The organism is Paenibacillus sp. JT31N11, assembly GCF_056269285.1.
The window spans coordinates 37,130-58,562 of the sequence record NZ_JBWDNQ010000025.1 but is presented as its reverse complement, the minus strand read 5'-3'; the positions used below and the strand labels follow the sequence as shown (position 1 = coordinate 58,562).

The 21,433-nt window shown below is 45.5% G+C and carries 16 protein-coding genes and 4 pseudogenes; 2 read left to right on the top strand and 18 right to left on the bottom strand.

Annotated elements, in window-relative coordinates:
- Window positions 1–169: 169 nt before the first annotated feature.
- Complete coding sequence (hxlR, locus tag AC0YNV_RS37730) at window positions 170–538, top strand: transcriptional activator HxlR (protein ID WP_475772663.1); 369 nt, start codon at window positions 170–172, stop codon at window positions 536–538.
- A gap of 483 nt (window positions 539–1,021) precedes the next feature.
- Here the strand turns inward: hxlR and AC0YNV_RS37725 are convergent, their stop codons facing one another.
- The 5 genes and pseudogenes from AC0YNV_RS37725 to AC0YNV_RS37705 all read right to left on the bottom strand — a co-directional run.
- A complete protein-coding gene (locus AC0YNV_RS37725; protein ID WP_475772662.1) occupies window positions 1,022–2,257 on the bottom strand; it encodes an MBL fold metallo-hydrolase in 1,236 nt (411 codons plus the stop codon).
- Window positions 2,258–3,129: 872 nt separating this feature from the next.
- Window positions 3,130–4,305 (bottom strand): glycosyltransferase, encoded by a 1,176-nt coding sequence (locus AC0YNV_RS37720; protein ID WP_475772661.1) that lies wholly within the window; start codon window positions 4,303–4,305, stop codon window positions 3,130–3,132.
- A gap of 55 nt (window positions 4,306–4,360) precedes the next feature.
- Window positions 4,361–5,089 carry a glycosyltransferase gene (locus AC0YNV_RS37715; protein ID WP_475772660.1) on the bottom strand — a complete coding sequence of 243 codons (729 nt, stop codon included), beginning with the start codon at window positions 5,087–5,089 and terminating at the stop codon, window positions 4,361–4,363.
- Between the two features lie 300 nt (window positions 5,090–5,389).
- Window positions 5,390–5,575: a hypothetical protein gene (locus tag AC0YNV_RS37710; protein ID WP_475772659.1), complete on the bottom strand. Its 186-nt coding sequence runs from the start codon at window positions 5,573–5,575 to the stop codon at window positions 5,390–5,392.
- Window positions 5,572–5,927: pseudogene (locus tag AC0YNV_RS37705) on the bottom strand (polysaccharide biosynthesis protein); the annotation flags it as partial. The pseudogene AC0YNV_RS37705 and the gene AC0YNV_RS37710, both read right to left, overlap by 4 nt.
- An 837-nt stretch (window positions 5,928–6,764) precedes the next feature.
- Between AC0YNV_RS37705 and AC0YNV_RS37700 the strand changes: the two are divergent.
- Window positions 6,765–6,899 (top strand): multicopper oxidase domain-containing protein, encoded by a 135-nt coding sequence (locus tag AC0YNV_RS37700; protein ID WP_475772669.1) that lies wholly within the window; start codon window positions 6,765–6,767, stop codon window positions 6,897–6,899.
- A gap of 721 nt (window positions 6,900–7,620) precedes the next feature.
- Here AC0YNV_RS37700 and AC0YNV_RS37695 read toward each other — a convergent pair.
- The 13 genes and pseudogenes from AC0YNV_RS37695 to AC0YNV_RS37635 all read right to left on the bottom strand — a co-directional run.
- Window positions 7,621–8,040, bottom strand: coding sequence for a hypothetical protein (locus tag AC0YNV_RS37695; RefSeq protein WP_475772658.1), 420 nt, complete (start codon window positions 8,038–8,040; stop codon window positions 7,621–7,623).
- 416 nt (window positions 8,041–8,456) lie between these two features.
- The gene (locus AC0YNV_RS37690; protein WP_475772657.1) at window positions 8,457–8,897 is read right to left on the bottom strand and encodes a hypothetical protein; all 441 of its coding nucleotides are present in this window, start codon (window positions 8,895–8,897) and stop codon (window positions 8,457–8,459) included.
- A 950-nt stretch (window positions 8,898–9,847) separates the two neighbouring features.
- On the bottom strand, window positions 9,848–10,225 hold the full coding sequence (locus AC0YNV_RS37685; RefSeq protein WP_475772656.1) for a hypothetical protein: 378 nt from the start codon (window positions 10,223–10,225) through the stop codon (window positions 9,848–9,850).
- Window positions 10,226–10,257: 32 nt separating this feature from the next.
- Window positions 10,258–10,751 (bottom strand): annotated as a pseudogene (locus AC0YNV_RS37680) (ABC transporter ATP-binding protein); the annotation flags it as partial.
- A 489-nt stretch (window positions 10,752–11,240) separates the two neighbouring features.
- On the bottom strand, window positions 11,241–12,284 hold the full coding sequence (locus AC0YNV_RS37675; protein ID WP_475772655.1) for a Gfo/Idh/MocA family protein: 1,044 nt from the start codon (window positions 12,282–12,284) through the stop codon (window positions 11,241–11,243).
- The gene (locus AC0YNV_RS37670; RefSeq protein WP_475772654.1) at window positions 12,281–13,318 is read right to left on the bottom strand and encodes a zinc-dependent alcohol dehydrogenase family protein; all 1,038 of its coding nucleotides are present in this window, start codon (window positions 13,316–13,318) and stop codon (window positions 12,281–12,283) included. Before AC0YNV_RS37670 ends, AC0YNV_RS37675 begins: the two co-directional genes overlap by 4 nt.
- 113 nt (window positions 13,319–13,431) lie before the next feature.
- Window positions 13,432–14,451, bottom strand: coding sequence for a LacI family DNA-binding transcriptional regulator (locus tag AC0YNV_RS37665; RefSeq protein WP_475772653.1), 1,020 nt, complete (start codon window positions 14,449–14,451; stop codon window positions 13,432–13,434).
- A gap of 95 nt (window positions 14,452–14,546) precedes the next feature.
- A complete protein-coding gene (locus AC0YNV_RS37660; protein ID WP_475772652.1) occupies window positions 14,547–15,347 on the bottom strand; it encodes a Cof-type HAD-IIB family hydrolase in 801 nt (266 codons plus the stop codon).
- A gap of 4 nt (window positions 15,348–15,351) precedes the next feature.
- A pseudogene (locus tag AC0YNV_RS37655) lies at window positions 15,352–16,181 on the bottom strand (carbohydrate ABC transporter permease).
- Window positions 16,178–17,128 carry a carbohydrate ABC transporter permease gene (locus tag AC0YNV_RS37650; protein WP_475772651.1) on the bottom strand — a complete coding sequence of 317 codons (951 nt, stop codon included), beginning with the start codon at window positions 17,126–17,128 and terminating at the stop codon, window positions 16,178–16,180. The pseudogene AC0YNV_RS37655 and the gene AC0YNV_RS37650 overlap by 4 nt, the downstream one beginning before the upstream one ends.
- 59 nt (window positions 17,129–17,187) lie before the next feature.
- Complete coding sequence (locus AC0YNV_RS37645; RefSeq protein ID WP_475772650.1) at window positions 17,188–18,579, bottom strand: ABC transporter substrate-binding protein; 1,392 nt, start codon at window positions 18,577–18,579, stop codon at window positions 17,188–17,190.
- 102 nt (window positions 18,580–18,681) lie between these two features.
- Window positions 18,682–20,685 carry a glycoside hydrolase family 127 protein gene (locus AC0YNV_RS37640; protein WP_475772649.1) on the bottom strand — a complete coding sequence of 668 codons (2,004 nt, stop codon included), beginning with the start codon at window positions 20,683–20,685 and terminating at the stop codon, window positions 18,682–18,684.
- A 302-nt stretch (window positions 20,686–20,987) separates the two neighbouring features.
- A pseudogene (locus tag AC0YNV_RS37635) lies at window positions 20,988–21,110 on the bottom strand (transcriptional regulator); the annotation flags it as partial.
- Between the last annotated feature and the right edge of the window lie 323 nt (window positions 21,111–21,433).

The window sequence follows — 21,433 nt, the reverse complement described above, 5'->3', positions numbered from 1 at the left end:
GTGCGTTGCTGCCAGATTGATAAAGCTCCGAAACACCTCCCTATTTATCAATGGATATAACTTCCAAGCCGAGTATATCCTGTTATGCACAATAAGGGTAGCACGCACTTTTTTCTTACATAGTGCCTAAAAGTATACTAAGAGCTATAATGAGGGCGGAGGTGTTGTCATGGGTCACCTGTGCGAGAAAACGTTCAACTGCGAGAAAGAGCTGACGCTGTCCGTCATCGGAGGCAAATGGAAAATGCTCATTCTCTGGCGTCTCGGCAAAGAAGGCACCAAACGGTTCGGCGAGTTGAAGGCGCTGATCCCTGAGATTACGCAGCGCATGCTTGTCACCCAGCTTCGGGAACTGGAGGACGATCTCATCGTACACCGCGCGGTCTATCCCGTCGTACCGCCTAAAGTGGAATACTCCTTGACGGAGCTCGGTGTGAGCCTGATGCCGATTCTCGAGGCCATGTACAGCTGGGGTAAGAACTATATGGAAACCGTCGCCAAGGATAAAGTCGAGATTAAAGGAGAATTCTCGTTGTAACTCCCGGCCCTTGCGCTTCCTGCCGGGAAGTCGAAGGGGTTTTTCTTTTGTTCGGGAACAGTCTTGGATTGGCTCCCGTACAGGTATTCCCGCCAAATCTCAAAAAAAGGCTGTCGAATTGATATGCTCCCCTAATAGCAGACATGTGAAATAATAAAAACCTGCTGCAAGGAGGGGAGCATTTTTCATGCCTAAAATTCAATACTGCGCAGAAGAAAGCTCTTTATTATCGAAGAGATCGAACGCTCGAAATTGGCATTATGGCTGCTGCGTACAAATATGGAATTTCAAAAGCAACCTTGAAAATTGGTGATTTACTCAGACTACACTTCACAATAACGAAAGGCAGTCTGAGACTTGGAAAATAAGTCGTAGACTGCCTCTTGTTATTGAGCTATCATGTCCCGTTAGTTTAGCGACGACTCCCGTTCATTAAACAGTCATTCAAAAGCATTTATTTCAATTAGTCAATAACTGGAGATTCTACGGTTGTGTTATTGTGAGATCTGTACCGCCAAATTCAACATTTACATTTCCTGATTTGATTGTTGATCCGGTCCAGTTAAGCAGTGCATAATTATTTGCTTTCAGCTCATCAATGATCCTATTATCAGTTCCGCCGCCTTTTCCACTTAAAAAGTACATTTTCTGCAGAACTGTACTATTCAAAGTTTCCTTCAGCGTGCTGGTAGCGTCTGTCAAATCTGCAGAAGTCGGGTTCGTTATATTATGGTTATCATAATAAGAATTCACTATGTCATTATAGCTGTTAGTAACAATCGCATACTTAGGATTGATGGTGCCAGCGATTGAGTCCGGCATGAGACTAAAATAGAAACCATGATGCGCAACCTGATAAACGCTTATATTTCCTACGACTTCTTGTATTTTTTTCCCTACTTCGTAAGAATAATTTTGATTACTATTCTCACCTACGTCAGCGCCCAAGTATGTTCTGAAATTTGTTCCAGTATTTGTTGTGCACTTTAACAACAAAGTTGCTGCGTTCAAGTTTTCATCCCATTTATTTGACAATTGTTCTATTATAGATTCGTAATTCCAGTTGTTTCCATTAAACCATGTCATTGTAAATTTACCAAATGTAATCGTATCATATATGCCAACGGATACATAACTGCCTTGTGCATTTTTAGTAAACCTCTCAATTTTCGCCTTGAATTTGTTAGCGGATAAACCTCTAAGCTCCGATAAGGATCCAACATCATTGTCGAAGGCTTCATAAGGCTTTATTTTACCGATAGCCATGCTTTTAGCTTTTGCTGCAGCTATAATCGTATTCGCTCTAGTGCCAATACTAGATTCACCGGAATAAGTTGAAGCGGGATCTGCTACGTCCTTTATGTAAAGTGTAGTGTTTGCATCCGCAAAACTAGCGATTGCAGCTTCGGCACCGCCTGCATGATCCGCATGCATATGCGAGAAGGCTATAAAAGACAATTTGGTCGATCCAAGTACCGAGGTTAAGTATGGCTGTACGTAAGTTGTGTAATCTCCGCTCGTACCTGTGTCAACCAACCCATAGCTTGCCGTAGTACCGCTAATTGTTTTTATGAGGGTAGCATTTCCTTTTTCGCCAAGGTTGATGAAATAAACGCCAGCTTCAGTAGGAGCAGCTGCAAATGATGTTCCATTTAACATAAGCAAACCCATGCAAAATAGTACAAACACTGCAATTTTCATTCTCAATTTTGTTATCATACTAATACTCTCCTCTATATTAGATTAACTCGAAAAATTAAGCTAAATGTTAGCTTCTATGTATCAACTTGTTATACAAGATTCGATCTCCACTCCTATTTGTTTTCTGTTTAGATCACAAAATTTCTTCACTGCGAATACTCAATCATGTTTCAAACATGATGATCATTTACATCCTTTCCTCGGGAATATCGACTGGAAATCCATTATGCCGCTATGGAACGAAATTGGGTACAAGGGCGATTTCGTTTACGAGATTAAGATTAATAACGGTATACCGGACAAGGGCGAATGCGACTGGCAAAATTCCACATCGCCCTTCTCAGCTGCTTCTTTAATTCGGTAAAGCGCGACTTCCCAATCCGGACCGTTCAGTTCGGTTTTATTGTGAATCATCGCGCACATGTTGAGGTCCAGTACGGAGAAACCGGCATTCTTGCATCTTTGGATGGACTCCTCATATCCGATTGCCCATCTTCTTCTCTTCGTTCTCTAAACAAGCTTGCCATTGTTGCGAAGCGCATGGTCAGACCTCCTACCTAAGTCTTTTTCGTTTTTGGAACGGTTTAAATTTTTCCGAGAAAATAATTACTCCCGTTCGCTCTTATCCAACTTATCATTATTGCTTGCTTTGAATAAACAGATTTTGGTTAACTGGAGGTAAACAAATTGTGAATTTCACCGCCAAAAAATTACATCTGGCGGTGAATATTTAAATCCCTTACCGAATTAGGGTTCCAGCTTCAAAGAAACTTCTTGGGCATGGTATTCAGCCTCCGAACCATCGTGATCACTGCCTGATTGGCGACGCTGACAGAAAAGGCCATTCCCGTGAAGACATTTCGAGAATGGCCTTTTGCTTCCCGTTTCGCTCAGTACGATAGCAGCAGGTTGAGAGCCTGATTGAGATGAGGATATTTCCCCGATTCCTCCAGAGACCTTTTCTCCGCATAGAACAGATCCTCTTCTGGGCTTGGAATGAGGAAGCCGCATTGAGAGCCGAGATTGTGTACAGGCAGACCATAGCGGGTCAGGCGTCCCGCGGATTCGAGCATGGCCCGAAAGGCGTTGATCAGATGCAGGAACCGGTGGGGATGCTCATGAAGGCTGATGGCATAAACATCGTCCAGGACACGGCTGGCTTCGCTGTAGGACATGCCGTACTGAAAGACGAGTAGGATGGCCAGCAGGCCGACGGTCCGGTACTTTTGCTGGAACAGATAGAAATTATGCTTGCCCTCCTCCCCGATAGAGGTTTGGATCGGATGCTCCTGATGGTAGGTAGGCATCGAGCTCAGATGGACGAACCGGTATCCGTTCGTGAACAGACGGAAGCCCATCTCGATATCATCGGCTCCCCAGCCTTCGTATTCCTCGAACATTCCATGCATCTCGAAGGCTCTCCGTTCGACCGAGAGATTCCCGGTTCCAGCCATGACCCATGGCAGATTGAACCCTGATAACCAGTCTCCGTAAAGGCTCAGAACTTGATCGATAAAATACTTGCTGTGCGGGTTTTCGAGTGATAAGTCCCGATAGCGGCCCTGCAGGATTTCATCCCGTCCGATGAGAGCAGGAGGATCCTCCAGATGCCACGTCGCCATCCATTTTTCATACAACGCCGGCTGCTGCCGAAGCAGTTCTTCGGCTTCCAACCGCTGCACAGGCGAAAAAAGAGGATCCATCCGGGTATACGTTTTCCTTATGGCATACAATCCGCCCGCAATGAGACCGCTTTGCTGGCGGTGGATACTCATATGGGAATCGATGAAATCGGGGGGGACGATAACTTCAGCGTCCAGAAAAATCAGATGTGTGCCACGGGAATTATCGATGCCAAAATTGCGGGCTCTGGGCCGGCCGATATTTTCTGCCACCCGGAAATACCGGAATTGGAACGAAAAGGATTGGCTTGTCGCAATGGAAGGAGTGCCGTCGGACGAGGCGTCATCGACCATGATGACCTCGACCTTAGACAGGTCGTATCTTTGCGCTTCAAGGGAATAGAGAGTCAACAGATTGAGAGGATAGCGGTTATGGGTCGGCATGATGATGCTTACCTCGATCGCGATTTGGACCACTCCCTTTCTTGGGTGCCGCGTATCAAGACTCTCCCAGCCTTTCGATGAAGGCGCTGAGCTGCGGCCACCACCGCTGCTTCGTAGCCTCCGCCTCCAGCTGGATGAGGGAAAGATGGCACATCGAGCCCATGGCTTCATGGACCCGGTATTGGATGAGCGGCTCGTTCACGTAATGGAAGTCGGCCCCGCTCAGGACTGCCCGGAACCATAAGTCATAATCATGGGTATAGGGCAGCGCCTCATTGAATAGGCCAAGGTCTGTAAGCAGTTTTTTTCGGGCTACCACCGTGCAGCCGTTGATCGGACAATAATGCTCGAATGCCTTGTAGAACGCAATTACATCCGGATATTTGGGGGTTACGTTCTGGCTGACGACCGAGCCGCTGCCGTCGATGACGTCGTAATCGCTGAATGAAATCTCACCGTTCTTTGGGAGCATGTACTCCAGCTGCTTCTCCAACTTGTGGGGATAGAACCGGTCATCCGAGCTCAGCCAGGCGATATAATCCCCTGCTGCGATCCGGATGCCTGCATTCAGAGCGCTTGCCGTACCTCCGTTGCCTTTTTCGCAGAGATAAACTCCGGGAAGCTGCAGATAGGGAATCAATTGTTCCTTGTGCTGCGTGGCTCCGTCACTTACGATGACGATTTCTTTATGGGGATAGGTCTGCTCCAGCGCGCTTTGAATCGCGTAAGAGACATAAGGGTCATTGTAAAAAGGGATGATGATCGATACCAACGGACTTGACAAAGGAAAAAACTCCTCCTCTCGCTTGCTTCGATTATTTTACAGACAGCTTATGTGCCCCTTCTACTGCTTAAAACGGATGATTGCCTGTACCGGGGCAGCTATTGGCTTGTCTATGATCCTGGAAAGGCCATCAGGCCGATAGTCTGGTGTTCCTTCCGTTTAAATGCCGGCTAAGCCGGTCTGCTTTTTTAGGTTGTATCCTCCACCCCCTGCCGCTGCCGCCAAAATAGCGGAGCATTTCCGTGGACACACTCATAGAGTAGGGAATACAATCATTCAGGCTTGGCGTGACCAAGGCGGTCATGCCGGTCGAAGGTTGGTTGCAGGGGGACGGTCTGCGGACGGTCCCTCAACTGCTGTCTCTTCAGCCTGCGGATTGGCGCTTCGTACGGGCCGTTTAGACGACTTCAAACCCTTGTTCCATCCGGTAATAACGAACAGCATATATCCTACCATTCCATGCCCACCGACAATCAGCAGTTTCATGACAGAAAACCTCCACGCACCAGCATGGTACGGATTTCCTCCATGCTCATCAACGGTTGACTGGAGCTGAAGCTGCTGGATTTGACGGGCTCATATTGGCTGTAATGTTCCTTGAGTCCCGGAATTTTTTATACGTAATCGTCGTTGTGCTTTCGTAGTCTGTCAGCAAAATTTCGTGAATTTTCTCTCCCGGGCGAATGCCGGTTTCAATGAATTTCACTTCAATCCCGACTGCGTCCATCAACTTGTTGGCAATCGCCGCTTCAATGACGTTTTGTGTGCCGATCACTTTGGTTTTGAGCGCTTCTTAGGGTAGATCCTCGCAAACGGGCATATGCTTGAGCGCGGCCACCTTGCTTTAACAAGAGGGATATCCTGGACTACCACCGGAATACCAAGCATCATTGCCTGCTCCGCAATGTCGCCGACTATCGCTACAAAAGTGCGCATGCGTAGCTCGGCAGCGGTTCGCGCATCATAATATCAAGAAGCTTTCCGAGAAGACTAGCATTTTGGATTTTGTACACTTCATACAGCTAGCCGTATCCATCCACACCCTACGAATCTTGGTCCTATATAATATATTTAGATGACCTTTCAATCGGCACGACATTTAGACCCATTCCAAAAGCACAAATATGACCGTTTCCTAGTCCACCATGGATGGAGATGCCAGTGGAGAACACTCTTGCGAAGGTTGGCCGAAAACAGCTATTGCAAACAAATACTATGGCAGACCGGCTAAATGGGAAACAACTACTCTCCCTTTTGTCACAGACGCGATCAAACGGAATTATGGTAACGGAAGTCATTGCAGCCGCTTATCGGGCAATGATAATCTAGCGGAAATGAAAAAAGAAACAATACAGCCTGTTGTTCCGCTAAACTATTGTTCATCATGGAGGCGAACGTCAAGAAGGTTTTGAATACAACAAAGCTGCAGATTTTGTGATTTGTCCTGCTAGTCACCACAGCATTCGAAAAGCAATACAAGGGAGAATACAGAGTGGAAATAGCCCCTCCCTACTGTTTTATTATGATGTTGAGAAGTGTAAGACTTGTTCGCTGAGTTGGTGTTATAAATCAAGAGATTGAGTGCTTGTGATCAATATAATTGTTCATTGAACTTATTGGATGGTAAAACGTGGATTGACCAATTATCCGAAAAAATCAAGGTTAATACGTTGAAATATGGCGATTCATTAATATAATCGATGATGATCCTCACCCTATACACATCCATCTGGTTGACTTTCAAATTCTTGATTGCCAGCCGTTTTATGTTTCTCATTTTCAAAAAAAACGGCCAGCTAATTTTTACTAGGACCTCTTGCTCCAAGTTCTTGTAATCCGACAAACCTTTTTTATTCTAATCTCAAAACATACGTTGCTGCCTGTTTGCGTAAATATGCCAGTTTGTCCAAGCAATGATTGTTATTTCTCATATATTGGATTATCTCGTGCAGACGAGGAGGTGTAGCTCATGTGTAAAAAGACCTGGCACCCTAAAGTAATTAAAGTCGTGCTCAAACCTGGACAAAAAGCAATTGTAATTTGCAAAAAACACAAGAGACATCATCGTTAATAACGCTAGACCTATTCAGGAGCATCCTATGGGATGCTCCCCTATTTCTTTTTGAAACCTAAAACACAAATTGATGGGAACAATTTTCTCTTCATATAGCTTTACTTGCTTGAGTATTACGTATGGCTTAATTACTTCAGCAGCAAATACGCGTTTATAAAACAAAAGAGCCGCAAAGTGCGCGGCATTTAATCGAGGCCTTGTCGTTGACTTTTGCAGAGAATGACAAGAAATTGAAAGTGCTTTACAAAAGGGAGTTTATTTGCAACAGAATAACGATATCTTTGGTCTTTGTGCAGGTAGTTATATGTTGCCCTCTGTGACCTTGCTAATTTCAGAACTTTTCATTTCCTATATCATATACTACACGTCTAGAACCTAAGCCGATCATTTTTTCCCTTTAAGATGCTTTAATTTATTCATTAGCAACTCCCTTGGCATGATGTTATCACAGACAGTACTAATGCCTTGACGTAAATTTGAAATTTCCGTAATCAATAACGATAATTTCACCTTTATAACTCAACCTTAAATTGGTTAAACTAGGTCCTTTATGAGTCATAGAATACATATCAAGTGGATAAATTCCGTTCCGCCTAAATTTCCTTTTTAATTTTCGGTATTTTATTCGATATTTACTTGAATTGCAAAAGGGTTTTACGTACTTCCTCATAATTAACCAGCGATGCCCATACTTTGTGACTTTACCTAGGTGCTTTCTTAAATGACCTGCTCGTTTTGAGTGATAAAGTAAAAATTCAGTCTTGTTACTTCGTAAGCCAGCTTTTGATTTTGCAACTTTTAGAACATAACCATTACCCAGATCATAAACATTTCGCTTGCGACCCGAACCGATCAATTTTTTCTTTTTGTCCATCATAAGTTTCTCTCCTTAGTATCGATAAGCAATCATGGTTATCCCGCTAAGTAAAAATATTGTAAATAGAATATGTAATAAAAAATAAATTGCTTGGGTATTTCCACTAATTCCGCTCTGTTTCTCGGTCCGAGGCTTTTCGTTCGTCCTTCATATTCGATGGGTTTATTTAATATTCCTATTCAAAGGCAAGCAGGGTCTGTCGACATGACAGTAAGGTGTACGCCTCACAAAGCAAAGATTGTAACCTTCACAGTAAATGATGAGGGAAATATGCAAAAAATGAAGTGAGGCTAGGGGAAATGCTCCCCTAGCCTCACTTTGTCAACAGCCCCGTTTACGCAGACTGGACAATGTTCTTAATATCATAAATATACATTTTGTAAACCCTGTTGATGTAGGGCTAGGGGGCAGAGCTGCTATATTTTTCTGCGAAATCTAAAATTCCCGTAATCAATCACGATTATTTCTCCATTTTTCTTTAAGCGCAGGTTTTCATAATTAGGCTTACCATTCCGTCTTAGAATTTCATATGGAATAATGCCGTTCTTTCGAAAGAACCTTTTAAGTTTATAAAGTTTCCGTTTATATTTTTTGAGGCGAGAGAATCGCCGTTTATATTTTTTCATGGTTACCCAATGATATTTATTTGCATAACCAGTAATTATGCCAAGCTTTTTTCTTATTGAAGTTGGGGATGAATAAAAAGTCATTACTTCTTTCTTATTGCTTTTAATTCCATATTTTGATTTAGCAACTTTTAAGACGTAACTTTTGCCGAGATCATATACAATTCTTCTCGAGCCTATTCCGATGATTTTTTTCTTTTTTTTAATAGTTGATCTCTTATTTTTGTTCATATTTAAATCCCCCATAATCAATGATCACGATCTGGTTATTACGTTTTAAACATAGATTAGGAGCATGTGGTTTTTCATAATGACCAACGCCTTTTGATGGGATGATTTCATTGTCCAGAAATTTATTTACTATTTCCTTTATTTTCCTCCTATATATTGGTAAATTGTTCATGTTTACTTCTGTCAGGTTCATGTGCTCGTTCATTTTAATCAAGGCAATATCCTCGTTCTCAACAAATTGATGATCCACAATTGCGCCATTTTTACGGATTTTATTTTATCATATGTTGAGAACCACGACCTGAACTGGGCATTCAAATAAGTAGTAAAAAAAATGACCTTTGGGTGACACACACATCTGCATTAAAGAATTCTGTGACAAGGTTCAATGCTAAAAGCTCGTTAAAATTGGCGACCGAACTTGTGCCTTCTCCACCATTAATCGGATCTAACTGTTGCAGGTATCGACTGCCGATCGTTTTGGCCGGCTGCCTCATTCTGGTCTGAATTATGCTATCGTACCCGTTCGTATTATGAGGTCACCAGATCTTTCTGGTGAACCTCATTTTTATGTGGTCGTAAGATAGCGGTAGCCGGTGATCGAACGTTCGTACCCGTGGGACTTGGATCCCGAGAGCTATTCCGTTCATCCCCTACTTGTTAAACCATGATTAGGCTGGTTGGGACAAAGATCCCGAATAACAAGCGATACTGTGGACAACAAGAAGGTTAGGGTTGCCAGTGAAAATAAGATAAGGAGTGGTGGAATGAACCCTGTCATTGGATTGGACGTATCAAAAGGAGAAAGTCATGCACAAGCTTTTTCAGATCTAGGAAAAATTCTAACCAAGCTGTCTGAAATGGCATGAAAAACAAGTAAATGGTTGGGAGAACAAAAGGTAAAAAGATAAACCATTTGGTTTTTTTCTATTCATGTTTTGATCACCAATTTATTTTTTATGGGCATTTTTGTTTACCCATGTAGGAATCCAAGCGATGGAAATTCCAGTGACGAGTGCATGAATCGTGTTAGCTACACCTGTGATTTGCGGTTCTATAGGATTTGCCCAATCATACCATGAAAGCAATAGTGCAGTCCCGATGGTGATCATACTGTAATAAATAACAGGTCTAGCGGTTTTTTGCCGTAATTTACTGTAAATAAGTGCACCAATTACATTTACAATAATGGACACAATGAGAATCGAAACAGGATTTAGCTGTACAAAGCTGACCTCCAACAAACTACACAAAATATAGTATAAGAAAATACTGAGACCACCAGCTACAATTCCAACAACAAATCCTGCCTTCAAATTGGTTTTCATTCTGTCTCCTGCTTTCTTAATTGAATTTACACAATCCCTACCGTTGGCTCATCCATTATGAGCAGCTTTGGCCGATGTGCGATTGCACAGGCTATGTTCAATCTTCGCTTCATGCCGCCTGAGAAGTTTTTGGGATAGCTTTTGTGCTTGTCGCCAAGACCCACGAATGCTAGTGTTTCAATCACCCGCTCCTTTAACTCCGCCCCTCTGAGTCCGTAAAATCCGGCAAAAAAATGAACGTTTTCGTAAGCTGTCATATTCTCATAATTAGCCATTTCCTGCGGCACAATCCCGATGTTCATCTTCGCAAACTTACCGTGTTTAGCAATACTCTTGCCAAGAACTTCGATTTCACCCTTTGTGACCCGGAGCAGAGAGACAATCATGTTAATAGCCGTACTCTTACCTGCTCCATTCGCACCCAGAAATCCGAATATCTCGCCTTCTTTTCGGACATCGTGATATTGTCCACGGCAATAAGATCACCAAATTTCTTCGTAATCTGCTTAATTTCATGTACGTTCATTCGTAACACTCCCGTTTCGTCTTTAGGATAATGTAATTGTAATAAAAAAGGATGCCCCTGTGACAGTGCACAAGTTCATCCTTAACCCCTGAGATTCTTCCTGTTTAAACTCATCTTATCCGTGAGGAAATTAATATAGTGACACTGAAGCCTCGAGATGGCAGATCTTTTTGAGCTAGATATAGATACAGATACACTCCATTTTTTGTTGTTTCATAAATCATGACCTTTTGAATTGTATGATTAGTGCTGGGTTTTGGAAAGGCGTATTTCCTCATCAAGCATCTCCTTCTTTCAATGCTCTCCTGCAGCTAGGACCCAACGCTTTCACTTTGGTTTAGTTTGATCATACAGGAAAAAGTTGGCCGGACATCTGGACATAATATGTTAATAAATCGAATAAAGAAGATCGCCCTCCATCTTGTCCAGAAGGCCAAGTAGAAGGCGATTGCTGATATAGATATGCGGCTTCTTAAGCTTCTCGATGCCTTACAAATACGACTGAATATTAACCCGTCTACCGCTTTCGAAAGATTGAACGGCCGCTTCCGCAATTAATAACGCCCGGTAGCCCGCTTTAGCGTCTACAGGCGGCCGCTGCTTCTCCCTGAGGCTATGAAGCAAGGCATCTACGTGTTTATCGAAGGTCCGGTGGAATTCACGATCCTCATCGTTGAAATATCCAGCTTCCCAGCTTTCCCCGATTTCATTGCCAACCGAATGGAAAGTGTAACGCTTCACCGTATCATGGATGACGGAACGTCCTTTCGTACCGTCTAATTCAACACGATGCGTGTCTGGATAGGCATAAGAGGAATCATAAGTGCCGATCAGGCTGCCCACTGCGCCGCTTGCGAACCGTAATGCAATCGACAGCGTTCGGTACCCTTTGCCTGTTTTATCTGTCATCTCCGCCATAACCGACTCAATCGGACCGCATAGGTGCTCCAGCATATCGAATCCGTGGCACTGTGTCTCGATAAGATTCGCGTGCGGATGGTCGCTTGAACCTTCTCCGCCGAATCTCCAGGAAGCGAAGGTCAGATCGCCTAACCGGCCAGTGCGAATCGCTTCATGGGCGAGCTGTACAGGTTTCGAGAAGCGATGATTAAAATTAATGGCAAAGAAGACATTGCGTTTCGCTGCTTCGTTCAGAAGCACATCAGCTTCTCTCAAGTCAAAGACGAGCGGTTTTTCGACGAATAAGGGAACCCCCGCCTGTATGACTTGAAGGGTTGCTTCAAAATGCCCTTGATTCGGCAGACACATACTGACCAGATCCGGCGATGCTTTCGTTAACATCTCTTCAATACTTTTGTACGCCTTCGCCCCATATTCCCGGGCCTTCATCTGGGTCTTATCCAGGTCTCTTCCCACAATTGCGCAGAAATCAACGTCCGGTCTGGTGGCGAAAATGCGCGCATGCTGCAACCCCCAGCTCCCCGCACTATTGAAGCCTGCCGACAATCCGAGGCGACTTGCCGTACCGCCTGCTCCGACGAGCGCGACCTTCACTTTGTTTGGCTCATTCATTGCTCGATAACCACCTTACCCGTATCACCTTTGAAAAACAACTCATACGCTTCTTGAATTTTGTCCGCGCCGAGGCGATGCGTAATAATCTGACTCAGATACGGCAGATTTCGTTGAATCAGGCTGTGATTTTCCTCTAATTCGCTATATTTAAAATATTCGCTGCCGAGCACAGCCCGTTCCGTCGCAATGAGGTCACACGATACCTGCAGGTTCAGTTCCTGCCCATGCCCGACACAGACAAGCACACCACGCTGATTTAATGCGTCCAATGCCGTCTGACGTCCCGCCGTCTTGCCGCTCGTATCGATTGCAAGATCAGCGCCGCTAAGACCCGCCTGATGGATTGTATCCTTCACTGTTCCGCTAGCGAGTTGGATGGGAATCGCGCCCATCTTCTCGGCGAGGTCCAGGCGGTACTGCACAAAATCCATAATAAAGACCGGTGTCTCTGCACCAAGCAGCAGCTTGGCCATAGCCAGAACGCCTAACCCGATTGGCCCCGCCCCTGCTACCAGGACCGAACCGATCTCCTGCTGAACAAGCTGAGCGCGTTTGATCGCATGTCCGCCCGTTCCCATAATATCGAGAAGCATGGTCGCTTCCGTAAGCGGAATGGACGGATCGATCGCAAAAAACACGTTTTCGTTGATAAGCATATACGGCCCGTAGCCGCCATCATGCGTGAACCCGTAATCCGCCCGCTTGCCTAGGCATTGATTCGTGAAGCCCAGCTTGCAGCTGCTGCATTCACCGCAATAGTCCATTAAGAATACGACGCCCGGCGTACCTACGCCCACCATCGTATCCGGCCCTGCCGCCGCAACGATCCCGGCTGCTTCATGCCCCGGTGTCGCCTGTGAGCCTTCAAAAAACTGGCTCCGGTCGGAACCGCACAGCGCATTCGCCTTTACCTCTAATAATAATTGACCCGGTCCGGGCGCAGGCACTTGTTTTTCCCCGTACTCTATTTTCCCCTGTCCTACGAAAAGCGGCGATGTCATCGATTGCGGCACATATTTTACTGCTGTCATTCGTTTCCTTCCTCCTTCTTTCCTCTTCGATAACATTAATGATAACATTATCGTTAATGTTAAATTAACATCACCATTAGTTAGCTGTCAATCGATTTTTGAAAGAAAGGTCTCTAGGAGTTGCGCTGCGTGCTTTCCCTTAGTATTAGCCTGGTTTCGACGGTTTCATGGTAATGATTCTGGATCTTGGGTTTATTAATCTTATTCAACAAAATATCCAAGGCTCGGCGCGACATTTTACTCTTGGAGTTACTGATCGAGGACAATGAGAAAGGAAGAAAGTTCCTTGACTGAATGTTGTCGAAGCCGATTACGGCAAAATCTTCAGGCACGCGGAATCCCATTTTTCGAATCATATAGATGGCTTCCCAAGCGAAGACGTCATTGAACGCAAAAATAGCGGTAAAGTCGGCTCCAACGGTTACAAGCTCCTTCACCGTTTTTCTCGCATCTCCCGTCAAAACCCCGTTCTCTGTAATAAGCTTGCTGTCTATTGGCATTCCGTATTCCTTCAGAGCCTGTTTGTATCCTTCTAACCGTTCCCTGGCGCTTGAGATGCGGGATGGCCCGTTCAGCAGCAGAATTTTTTGGTGTCCGTTCTCTAGAAGATGGCGAGTCGCCAGATAGCCGCCGTTAAAATCATCGCAGATTACATAATCGAAATCCTTCTCATCCGCGAAATGCCTGCCCAGCAATACAAAGGGAACACCGTTTTTTTGAATGAAACGAATATTCTCAGGGCTGTGTTGAGCCGGACATATAATAATGCCATCCACATTTTTGCTAATCGCGGTATAAACGGCCCGCTCTTCCAATTCATTATCTTCTTCCGTATTCAGGACGATAATCGTATAGTTATGCTTCCTTGCGGCCTTCTCGATATCTTTGACCATGATCGCGAAGTGGGGGTTAGCAACGTCGCCGACGATGACAGCGATCGTTCGCGTAAGACCCGACCGAAGGGAACCGGCCAGGGAATTACGGACATACCCCATTTCCTTCGCAACGCCTTGGATCATTTTGCGCGTCGCTTCGGCAATATCCTCTTTATCTTTTAAAGCTCTTGAGATCGTATTCATAGACAAACCGGTGGCTTGAGCAATGTCTTTTAGCGTTATTTTCTTTCCATCCATTTCTTCTCTTCTCCTTGACAAAGATCGATGCCATACGCTGACATTATCGTTAATGCAGGAAGCATAACATGTTACTCCATTTCCGTCAATCATGGTCAATTGCTGGAAACATCACCATCCGCTGTTGCTTTCAATGCTTCAGCGACGCAGCTTGCCAAATGAGCGGCTGCCCGCCTTACCGCTTCGTCGGCGCCCGCCATTGCCCAGCTTTGAGGCGTTACTCGAAACATGGCGAGATCATTGTACGAGTCCCCGATGCAAGCCACCTCATGCGCTTCGATATTCAGGTGTCTCATTAACGAAAGCAGGGCATTTCCCTTATCTACCCCTGCCGGCATAATATCGATCCCGTCCGGATCTGAGAAAGACGCGGTAACGTTCTCCCCGAAGGCGTTCGCGAGATCATCAAGCAAACGCCTGAGAACTCGGACTTCTCCGTAAATCGATAACTTCGTCACCCGAAAATCCCGGCTTCTGACCGATTCGATTAAATCCCGTTTCTCCATAATAGGATTCAGGAAGCGTTTGCCTACTCGCTGCACGGATGCATTGCATTCGACGACGTAATTCCCATATGCAGCACAAACGACGGGGACCAATCCGGGAGCATTAACAAATTCAAACAAAGCCGACGCCAGCTCGCTATCAAAGTGGTAAGCATTTAACATCTCCCCCGTATCATCGTATACGGATGCGCCGTTCTGACAAATCGCATAGCAAGGCAGCAAAAGCTGCTCTATCACTAATTTTATTTCGCTGTACATTCTCCCGGAGGCCAGGCAGACGGTCATTCCCTTCTTTGCTGCCTCCCGCAAGGCTTTGATGTCCCGCTCATGGATCTCTTTGCGTCTGTTCATCAGCGTTCCGTCGATATCGCTCGCAAATAATTTTATCATATCCCTACCCTTTCACCCCGGTCATCACGATGCCCTCAACGAAATATTTCTGCCCGAGAAAGAAGACAAGAACGGCCGGTAGAACGACCATTGTCGTGGCTGCCATCATTAAATGCCACTGCGCGTTGTACATGCCTTTGAACAACTGCAAGCCTAAAGCAAGCGTGAATTTCGCCTCGTCATTTAAATAGATAAGCGGTCCGAGGAAATCGTTCCAGCCGTTTAGAAAGGCAAAGAGGCCAACAACGATCAAAGCCGGCTTCGCGAGCGGGAACATGATTTGGGTAAATATCCGAAAGTATCCGGCCCGTCGACCAGCGCCGCTTCATCCAGATCCTTCGGTATGGTAAGTAAAAATTGCCGGATCAAAAATACATTAAACGCTCCTCCCCCGAACCAGGCCGGTACGGTCAGCGGAATAATCGTATTGATTGCACCAAGCGCCGACCATCCCAGAAATACCGGTATCAGCGTTACGGCTCCTGGCAGCATCATGCTTGTCAAAACCATCATAAATACGATATTTCTTCCTGGCCATCGCAAGCGGGCAAACGCATAGGCGCATATTGAGCTTGTCAACACAACGCCGCTAACCTCCAAGACAACGATGAGGAGCGTGTTCGAAAAATATTGCCCGAACGGCAAGACCGTCAACGCTTCCGAATAATTGCTGAACTGAAAGGGCGATGGGATCCAGGTCGGAGGGGTTTCATAAATTTGAGACATCTGCATCAGAGAGCTTCTGATCAGCCAAAAGAAGGGGAAGATGCAAACGCATGAAAGCAAAAATAAAACCGCATACAACACAAAATTAGTTTTTTTCGAGCGGATCATCGTTTCCCCTCCTCATTTTCGTTAAACACCCATAGATTCGAAGTTTTAAACACCAGCAGCGTTAAGGCTAAAATAATGACAAACAACACCCATGCAATGGCTGAAGCGCTTCCCATTCGAAAATTGTCAAACGCTTCCCTATATAAATAGAAGGAATAAAAGAGCGTGGCATTATTGGGCCCACCTTGCGTCATAATATAGGCCTGGCCAAAGATCTGAAAGCCTCCTATCAAACCCATGACCGTATTAAAGAAAATGGTAGGCGTCATCAGCGGAATCGTGACGTACAGCAGCCTATGCCAGGCCTTCCCTCCATCAACCTCTACCGCTTCATATAAATGCCGGGGAATCCCCTGCAGCCCGGCTAAGAAAATAACCGTTATGCCGCCGATTGTCCATAAGCTCATGAATACAAGAGAGGGAACCGCCATTCGTTCCGAATAGATCCATTGCGATGTCGGGAGCCCCAAGAGCTCTAATAGTTGATTAAATAAGCCGATATCGGGATTGAACAGCCATAAAAACAGCACGGAGGAAGCAACGACCGGTACGATCGTCGGAAGATAAAAAATCGTTCTAAAAATCGATCTTCCCTTTACGTTTTGATTCAATAACAATGCCAGAAAAAATGAGCAAACGATTTGCAGCGGAACGCTAAGAAGCACATAATAAGCGGTAACCCCCAAAGACTTATAAAAAAAAGGATCCGTGCCGTCGAACAAATGCTGATAGTTGCTCAGTCCGACAAAATTCATTTTGCTGATCACGTTATAATCGGTAAAGCTGAAGACAAAGCTTGCGATCATCGGGCCCAGCACAAAAATAAGAAAGCCCAGAATGACAGGTGATGCGAATAGATATCCGTACAAAGCCTCTTTCTTTCTTCTCTTCTTGAACGACGATACCGGATTTGTAATCCAGGCTGCAACTTCGGTCAAAGACGCCACCTACTTTCTTCATCTCATTAGAGCGGCCAATCGTCACGACTAACCGCTCCTAAATCTACCTACTTGGCATAAACGCCTTTCAGTACGGCCTCGACCTTTGGCTTTACATCGCTCAGCGCTTCCTGAGCCGACTGCTTTCCTTGCCATATCAGATCAAATGCAGGTTGCAATACCGAATTTATTTCCGGAACATTTCTTACGAAATACACCGTATTTTGAAACCCGTTCTTAAATCCATTATCCAAAATCGCGTCCACATATCCTTCAGGGTGAGCCGGATTTCCATGCGCCCATTTCGCGATCAATTCCGGGTCTTCATACCATTTTTTGAGAACGGGCATCCATAATCCGCTTGCCTGAAGCTCCAGCGTATTCTCGGGGTTCATCATCCATTTCAGCAGAAGCCAGGCCTCTTGAGGATGCTTCGTGTCTTTAAAGATGACGATCGGTTCGCCCAGGTTCATCGTTTTCATTTGTTTCATGACCGGGAGCACCCCGATTCCGAAATCCAGCCCTGACACGCCTAAATCAACCAAAGTCCACTGTCCATCCATCGATATTGCGAATTTTTTGCTCTGAAGCCCGACTGCCCCGCCAGGGAAGGAAGAGGATTGGGTCGGCGTCGGCGCCACATGGTATTTGTAAATCAAGTCCTGCCAGAGCTGAATGCCCTCGATAGCCTCCGGTTCTGAGAGCATGAGCTTCGTGCCGTCTTCGTTCACGAACTTCCCGCCATTACTCGCAACGGCATTCATATAAGCCCAAGTCGGCAAGCTTACCCCAAATTGTTTAATCTTTTGCGGATTGAATGCCGGGTCAAGCGCATTTCGTCCATTGCTGTCGATCGTCAGTCTTTGTGCTACATCGACAAACTCTTCCCAAGTTAGCGCGTCCTCCGCTTTAGTCGGGAGCGGATCTACGTCAAGCTCTTCGAACATCGTCTTGTTATAAAAGAGTCCGAACACCTCGAGCGCTCCGTTTATGCCAGCTAGCTTGCCTTCATCCCACCAGTACTGGGTGTTTTCCAAAACATCCGATAACTGAATTTCCGAATCGGTGTCAAAAAAATCCTTAATATTATACAATCTGCCTTCCTCTGCCCATTTCATCGTATCCTCACCGTACAAGAGTCCAATGTCGGGCGTCTCGCCGCTTGCGGCCATCGTTTGGAGTTTAGTCGTGTATTCCTCGGGGATATGCTGCGCTTTGACCGTAATCCATGGATATTTCTTCATAAATCCTTTAATGGCTGCCTCCTGGACCTTCTTCTCATTCGGGCTTCCCCAGAAAGTGTACTTAATGGTTACACGCTCTTGCTTACCGCTGCCGGCTTGATTCGTAGATTGTTCAGCTGCAGCACCTGACTGGCCGCTGTTCGTTTCGTTACTGCTGCAAGCAGCAAGAACTAGAACAATGACCATCCAAATAAAATAGGGTTTTATCATCTTCATCTCAATTAACCCCTTTCTTTTTTACATTAACGTTAATGTAAAAGCGATTATGAAAAGTGCTTCTATGAAAGAAAGCACTTTATCTAAGCGGGTTCACACATTTTAATCTTGCCAGCCGTTCGAACTTGCAGTAATCGTCCGATATAGCCGGTTTTCCCATCCGTCTATCCCATTTTGCTTCTCATATTGCAGCCATATGTTCATCGCCCCGCGCGATCGATTATTCCAATAAGGATATGGAATCGCGGTAAGGTCATTATTCTCCGCATCTTTCGTGTGAACGATAACGGCGCCGTCAAAGAAGTCCTTCACGTACTCCACCTCAAAAATGGGCCTATGCGGAAGTTGACGTTTCAAGCCCATTCCTTTGTCCAACGATTCACGCGTATACTGAGCCATACCGCGTTTTATCACATACCTTTCATTGTCCATCGATTCAAGACAATAGAGCACCGGACCACGCCTTATTGCCGCCTTATTCGCATGCGTCGTCACATAAGGATGGGCTTCAATCAGAACGACGGGCATATCCAGCTCGAGACGGATGACGTCCTTGAGTCCCCACTCCCTGTCGATCACGGCATATCCGTTCTTGATGCTATATGCTGCCGGCTCGTTGTTAACGCGAATGGAGTAGTTCTCGCACCACCCCGGAATTCTCAGACGAACTTGAAAATGAACCTCTCGTTCAGGCAATACCGTGATGTCAACCGAACCGTCCCATGGATAAGCGGTGTGCTGCGTCAGCTTGATGTCCATATTCAGGATCTTCATTTCGGCTTCGCCTTCCACATAAAGGTTTACGAATGCCCCATCCTCATCGTATGCGTATATAAATGACGGCAATTCAGGCAGCATCTTAACGATCATCGGCGGACAGCAAGGGCAGTTGTGCCATTCCCATCTGTTATGTCCGCCATTGCTGACAAGCGGGTTTTCATAGAAGTATTTATGGCCATTCATGGAGCGGCCGGCCAGCAAAATATTATAAAGAACCGTTTCCAGCGTATCGATATACTGGCATTCGCCCGTCGCCAAAAACAGATTCCAGCTAAAATACCCCATCCCCACGCCAGCGCAAGTTTCCAAATAACCATCGTCGGGAAGCTCGTAGTTATGTCCGAATTTTTCTTCATTATGCACGGCGCCTACCCCACCGCTGATATGAGATTTTTGGAGTGCGATATTGTTCCAAAGCTTCTTGGCTGTTTCTAAATAATTCGGCTCCCCCGTTGATAAATGGAGAGCAGTCAGACCTGTGTACAGAAGCGTTGCTCGAACGGCATGGCCGGCTGCCTCGTCCTGTTCCAATACCGGCTTGTGATCCTGTGCGTACTCTCCCCAGGAAGGTCGATCTTCGCAGTTGCCCCGGTTTCCTATCCAAAACGTTACCAGATCCAAATAGTTGGATGCCTCGAAGGGAGCGTTCAATGCCTTGGCGAGTACCGGCTCGTCGACGGCTAACTGGTAGAGCTTTAAGAGAGCCTCTTCCGGAAGCGAATGCGCGGGTACGATGTTTCGTTTCGGCGGCGGACCCATAAGATCGCTCATATGGTTTGCGAACTTCACGCCAACTTCAAGCAGCGTCGTTTTCCCGGTCGCTTTGTAATGATGCACGGCTGCTTCTACCAAACAACCGGCATTATAGACATCGTGCTGCCAGCGCAAATTGCCTCCGTTGTCGCCCCATCGCTGGTTCGGACGATCAAGAAGCGTATACGTGTTAATATAGCCATCTCCTACTTTCCTTTGCGCCCGGGCTATCTTTTCGATGATCCCATCGACTCTTTTGTCCAAAGCTTCATCGTAATGTACGGCCAAAATATCCGATATGCCTCGTATCGTCTCGTAGATAAGTCCATCAAACCACGGTTCACCTGAGTGATAACCGTTATTCCCCTCGCTCACATAATCGAAATTTCTCATCGCTCCGTCGCTTTCGAACTTGTTTAACACATCGCAAACGGTTACTTCCCGAATGACATTCAATTTGGGCGCCCAAAATGTATCGTTGATTCGCACAGCGCTGACAGGGAGATTTTTTACTCGTTGATACTGAAAAGTAGTCGGCTGCTTTTGAGCCCTTGTTGTTTGAAAATTTGACAATGCATACACCCCTTTTGAACTTATTAGAAAGAAAACGCTTACCAATAATGAATAATTATAAAAACCGATCCCTCCTTTCCGTATGGTTGACATAATATTAATGATAACATTAACGTTAATGTAAAAATACCATTGACTTGCTATTGTGTCAACCGTTAGTTTGGGAAGATTGTAAGGAGCCTGCTCGCCAGATCGGGAAACGGACTGACAACAGCCATCAGTCATCTTCTAGGATGTAAATGGGTACTTGTCCGCCCAGTACCTCACCAGTTGTACACCCGGGGGCAGCATTGCCTTGTTCTGTTGTACGCAAATATTATGGAAATACCTACTTTTCGGTCAAGTACCATTCCGGCCTCTTTAAGGATTGTCAAATGTTTGAATACCGCTGTGCGGCCCATTTGAAACTGTGCCGTTAATTCATTAGCAGTCCATGTATAACAACATTTTATGCCATTTGGCTCCTTGTCTAAATGTTAAAAAGCCTCGGCTCGATAATGCCGAAACTTTTTGATCATGACTCCGTTTTGGTGGGCGACAGGACTGCTTGATTAATCTCGTTCGTGAACCCTGTCATTGGATTGGATGTATCGCTAGGAGAAAGTCCCGCACACGGTTTTTCAGCTTAAGGAATGCCCCACGGTAAGACCTTCCGATTTGAGCACAGTCTTGAAGCGATTAGCGTCCATACTGGCAGCGTCAATAACTCTCCTACTCATTGGCTGACCAAATCAATCTTGGGACACAC

Coding starts and splice junctions, on each gene's coding strand:
- AC0YNV_RS37725 (WP_475772662.1), bottom strand. CDS start 2,257: ATGATAACAAAATTGAGAATGAAAATTGCAGTGTTTGTACTATTTTGC.
- AC0YNV_RS37665 (WP_475772653.1), bottom strand. CDS start 14,451: ATGGATGGAAAGAAAATAACGCTAAAAGACATTGCTCAAGCCACCGGT.
- AC0YNV_RS37675 (WP_475772655.1), bottom strand. CDS start 12,284: ATGAATGAGCCAAACAAAGTGAAGGTCGCGCTCGTCGGAGCAGGCGGT.
- AC0YNV_RS37685 (WP_475772656.1), bottom strand. CDS start 10,225: ATGAAAACCAATTTGAAGGCAGGATTTGTTGTTGGAATTGTAGCTGGT.
- AC0YNV_RS37690 (WP_475772657.1), bottom strand. CDS start 8,897: ATGAACAAAAATAAGAGATCAACTATTAAAAAAAAGAAAAAAATCATC.
- AC0YNV_RS37670 (WP_475772654.1), bottom strand. CDS start 13,318: ATGACAGCAGTAAAATATGTGCCGCAATCGATGACATCGCCGCTTTTC.
- AC0YNV_RS37710 (WP_475772659.1), bottom strand. CDS start 5,575: ATGAAACTGCTGATTGTCGGTGGGCATGGAATGGTAGGATATATGCTG.
- hxlR (WP_475772663.1), top strand. CDS start 170: ATGGGTCACCTGTGCGAGAAAACGTTCAACTGCGAGAAAGAGCTGACG.
- AC0YNV_RS37695 (WP_475772658.1), bottom strand. CDS start 8,040: ATGATGGACAAAAAGAAAAAATTGATCGGTTCGGGTCGCAAGCGAAAT.
- AC0YNV_RS37720 (WP_475772661.1), bottom strand. CDS start 4,305: ATGCCGACCCATAACCGCTATCCTCTCAATCTGTTGACTCTCTATTCC.
- AC0YNV_RS37660 (WP_475772652.1), bottom strand. CDS start 15,347: ATGATAAAATTATTTGCGAGCGATATCGACGGAACGCTGATGAACAGA.
- AC0YNV_RS37645 (WP_475772650.1), bottom strand. CDS start 18,579: ATGAAGATGATAAAACCCTATTTTATTTGGATGGTCATTGTTCTAGTT.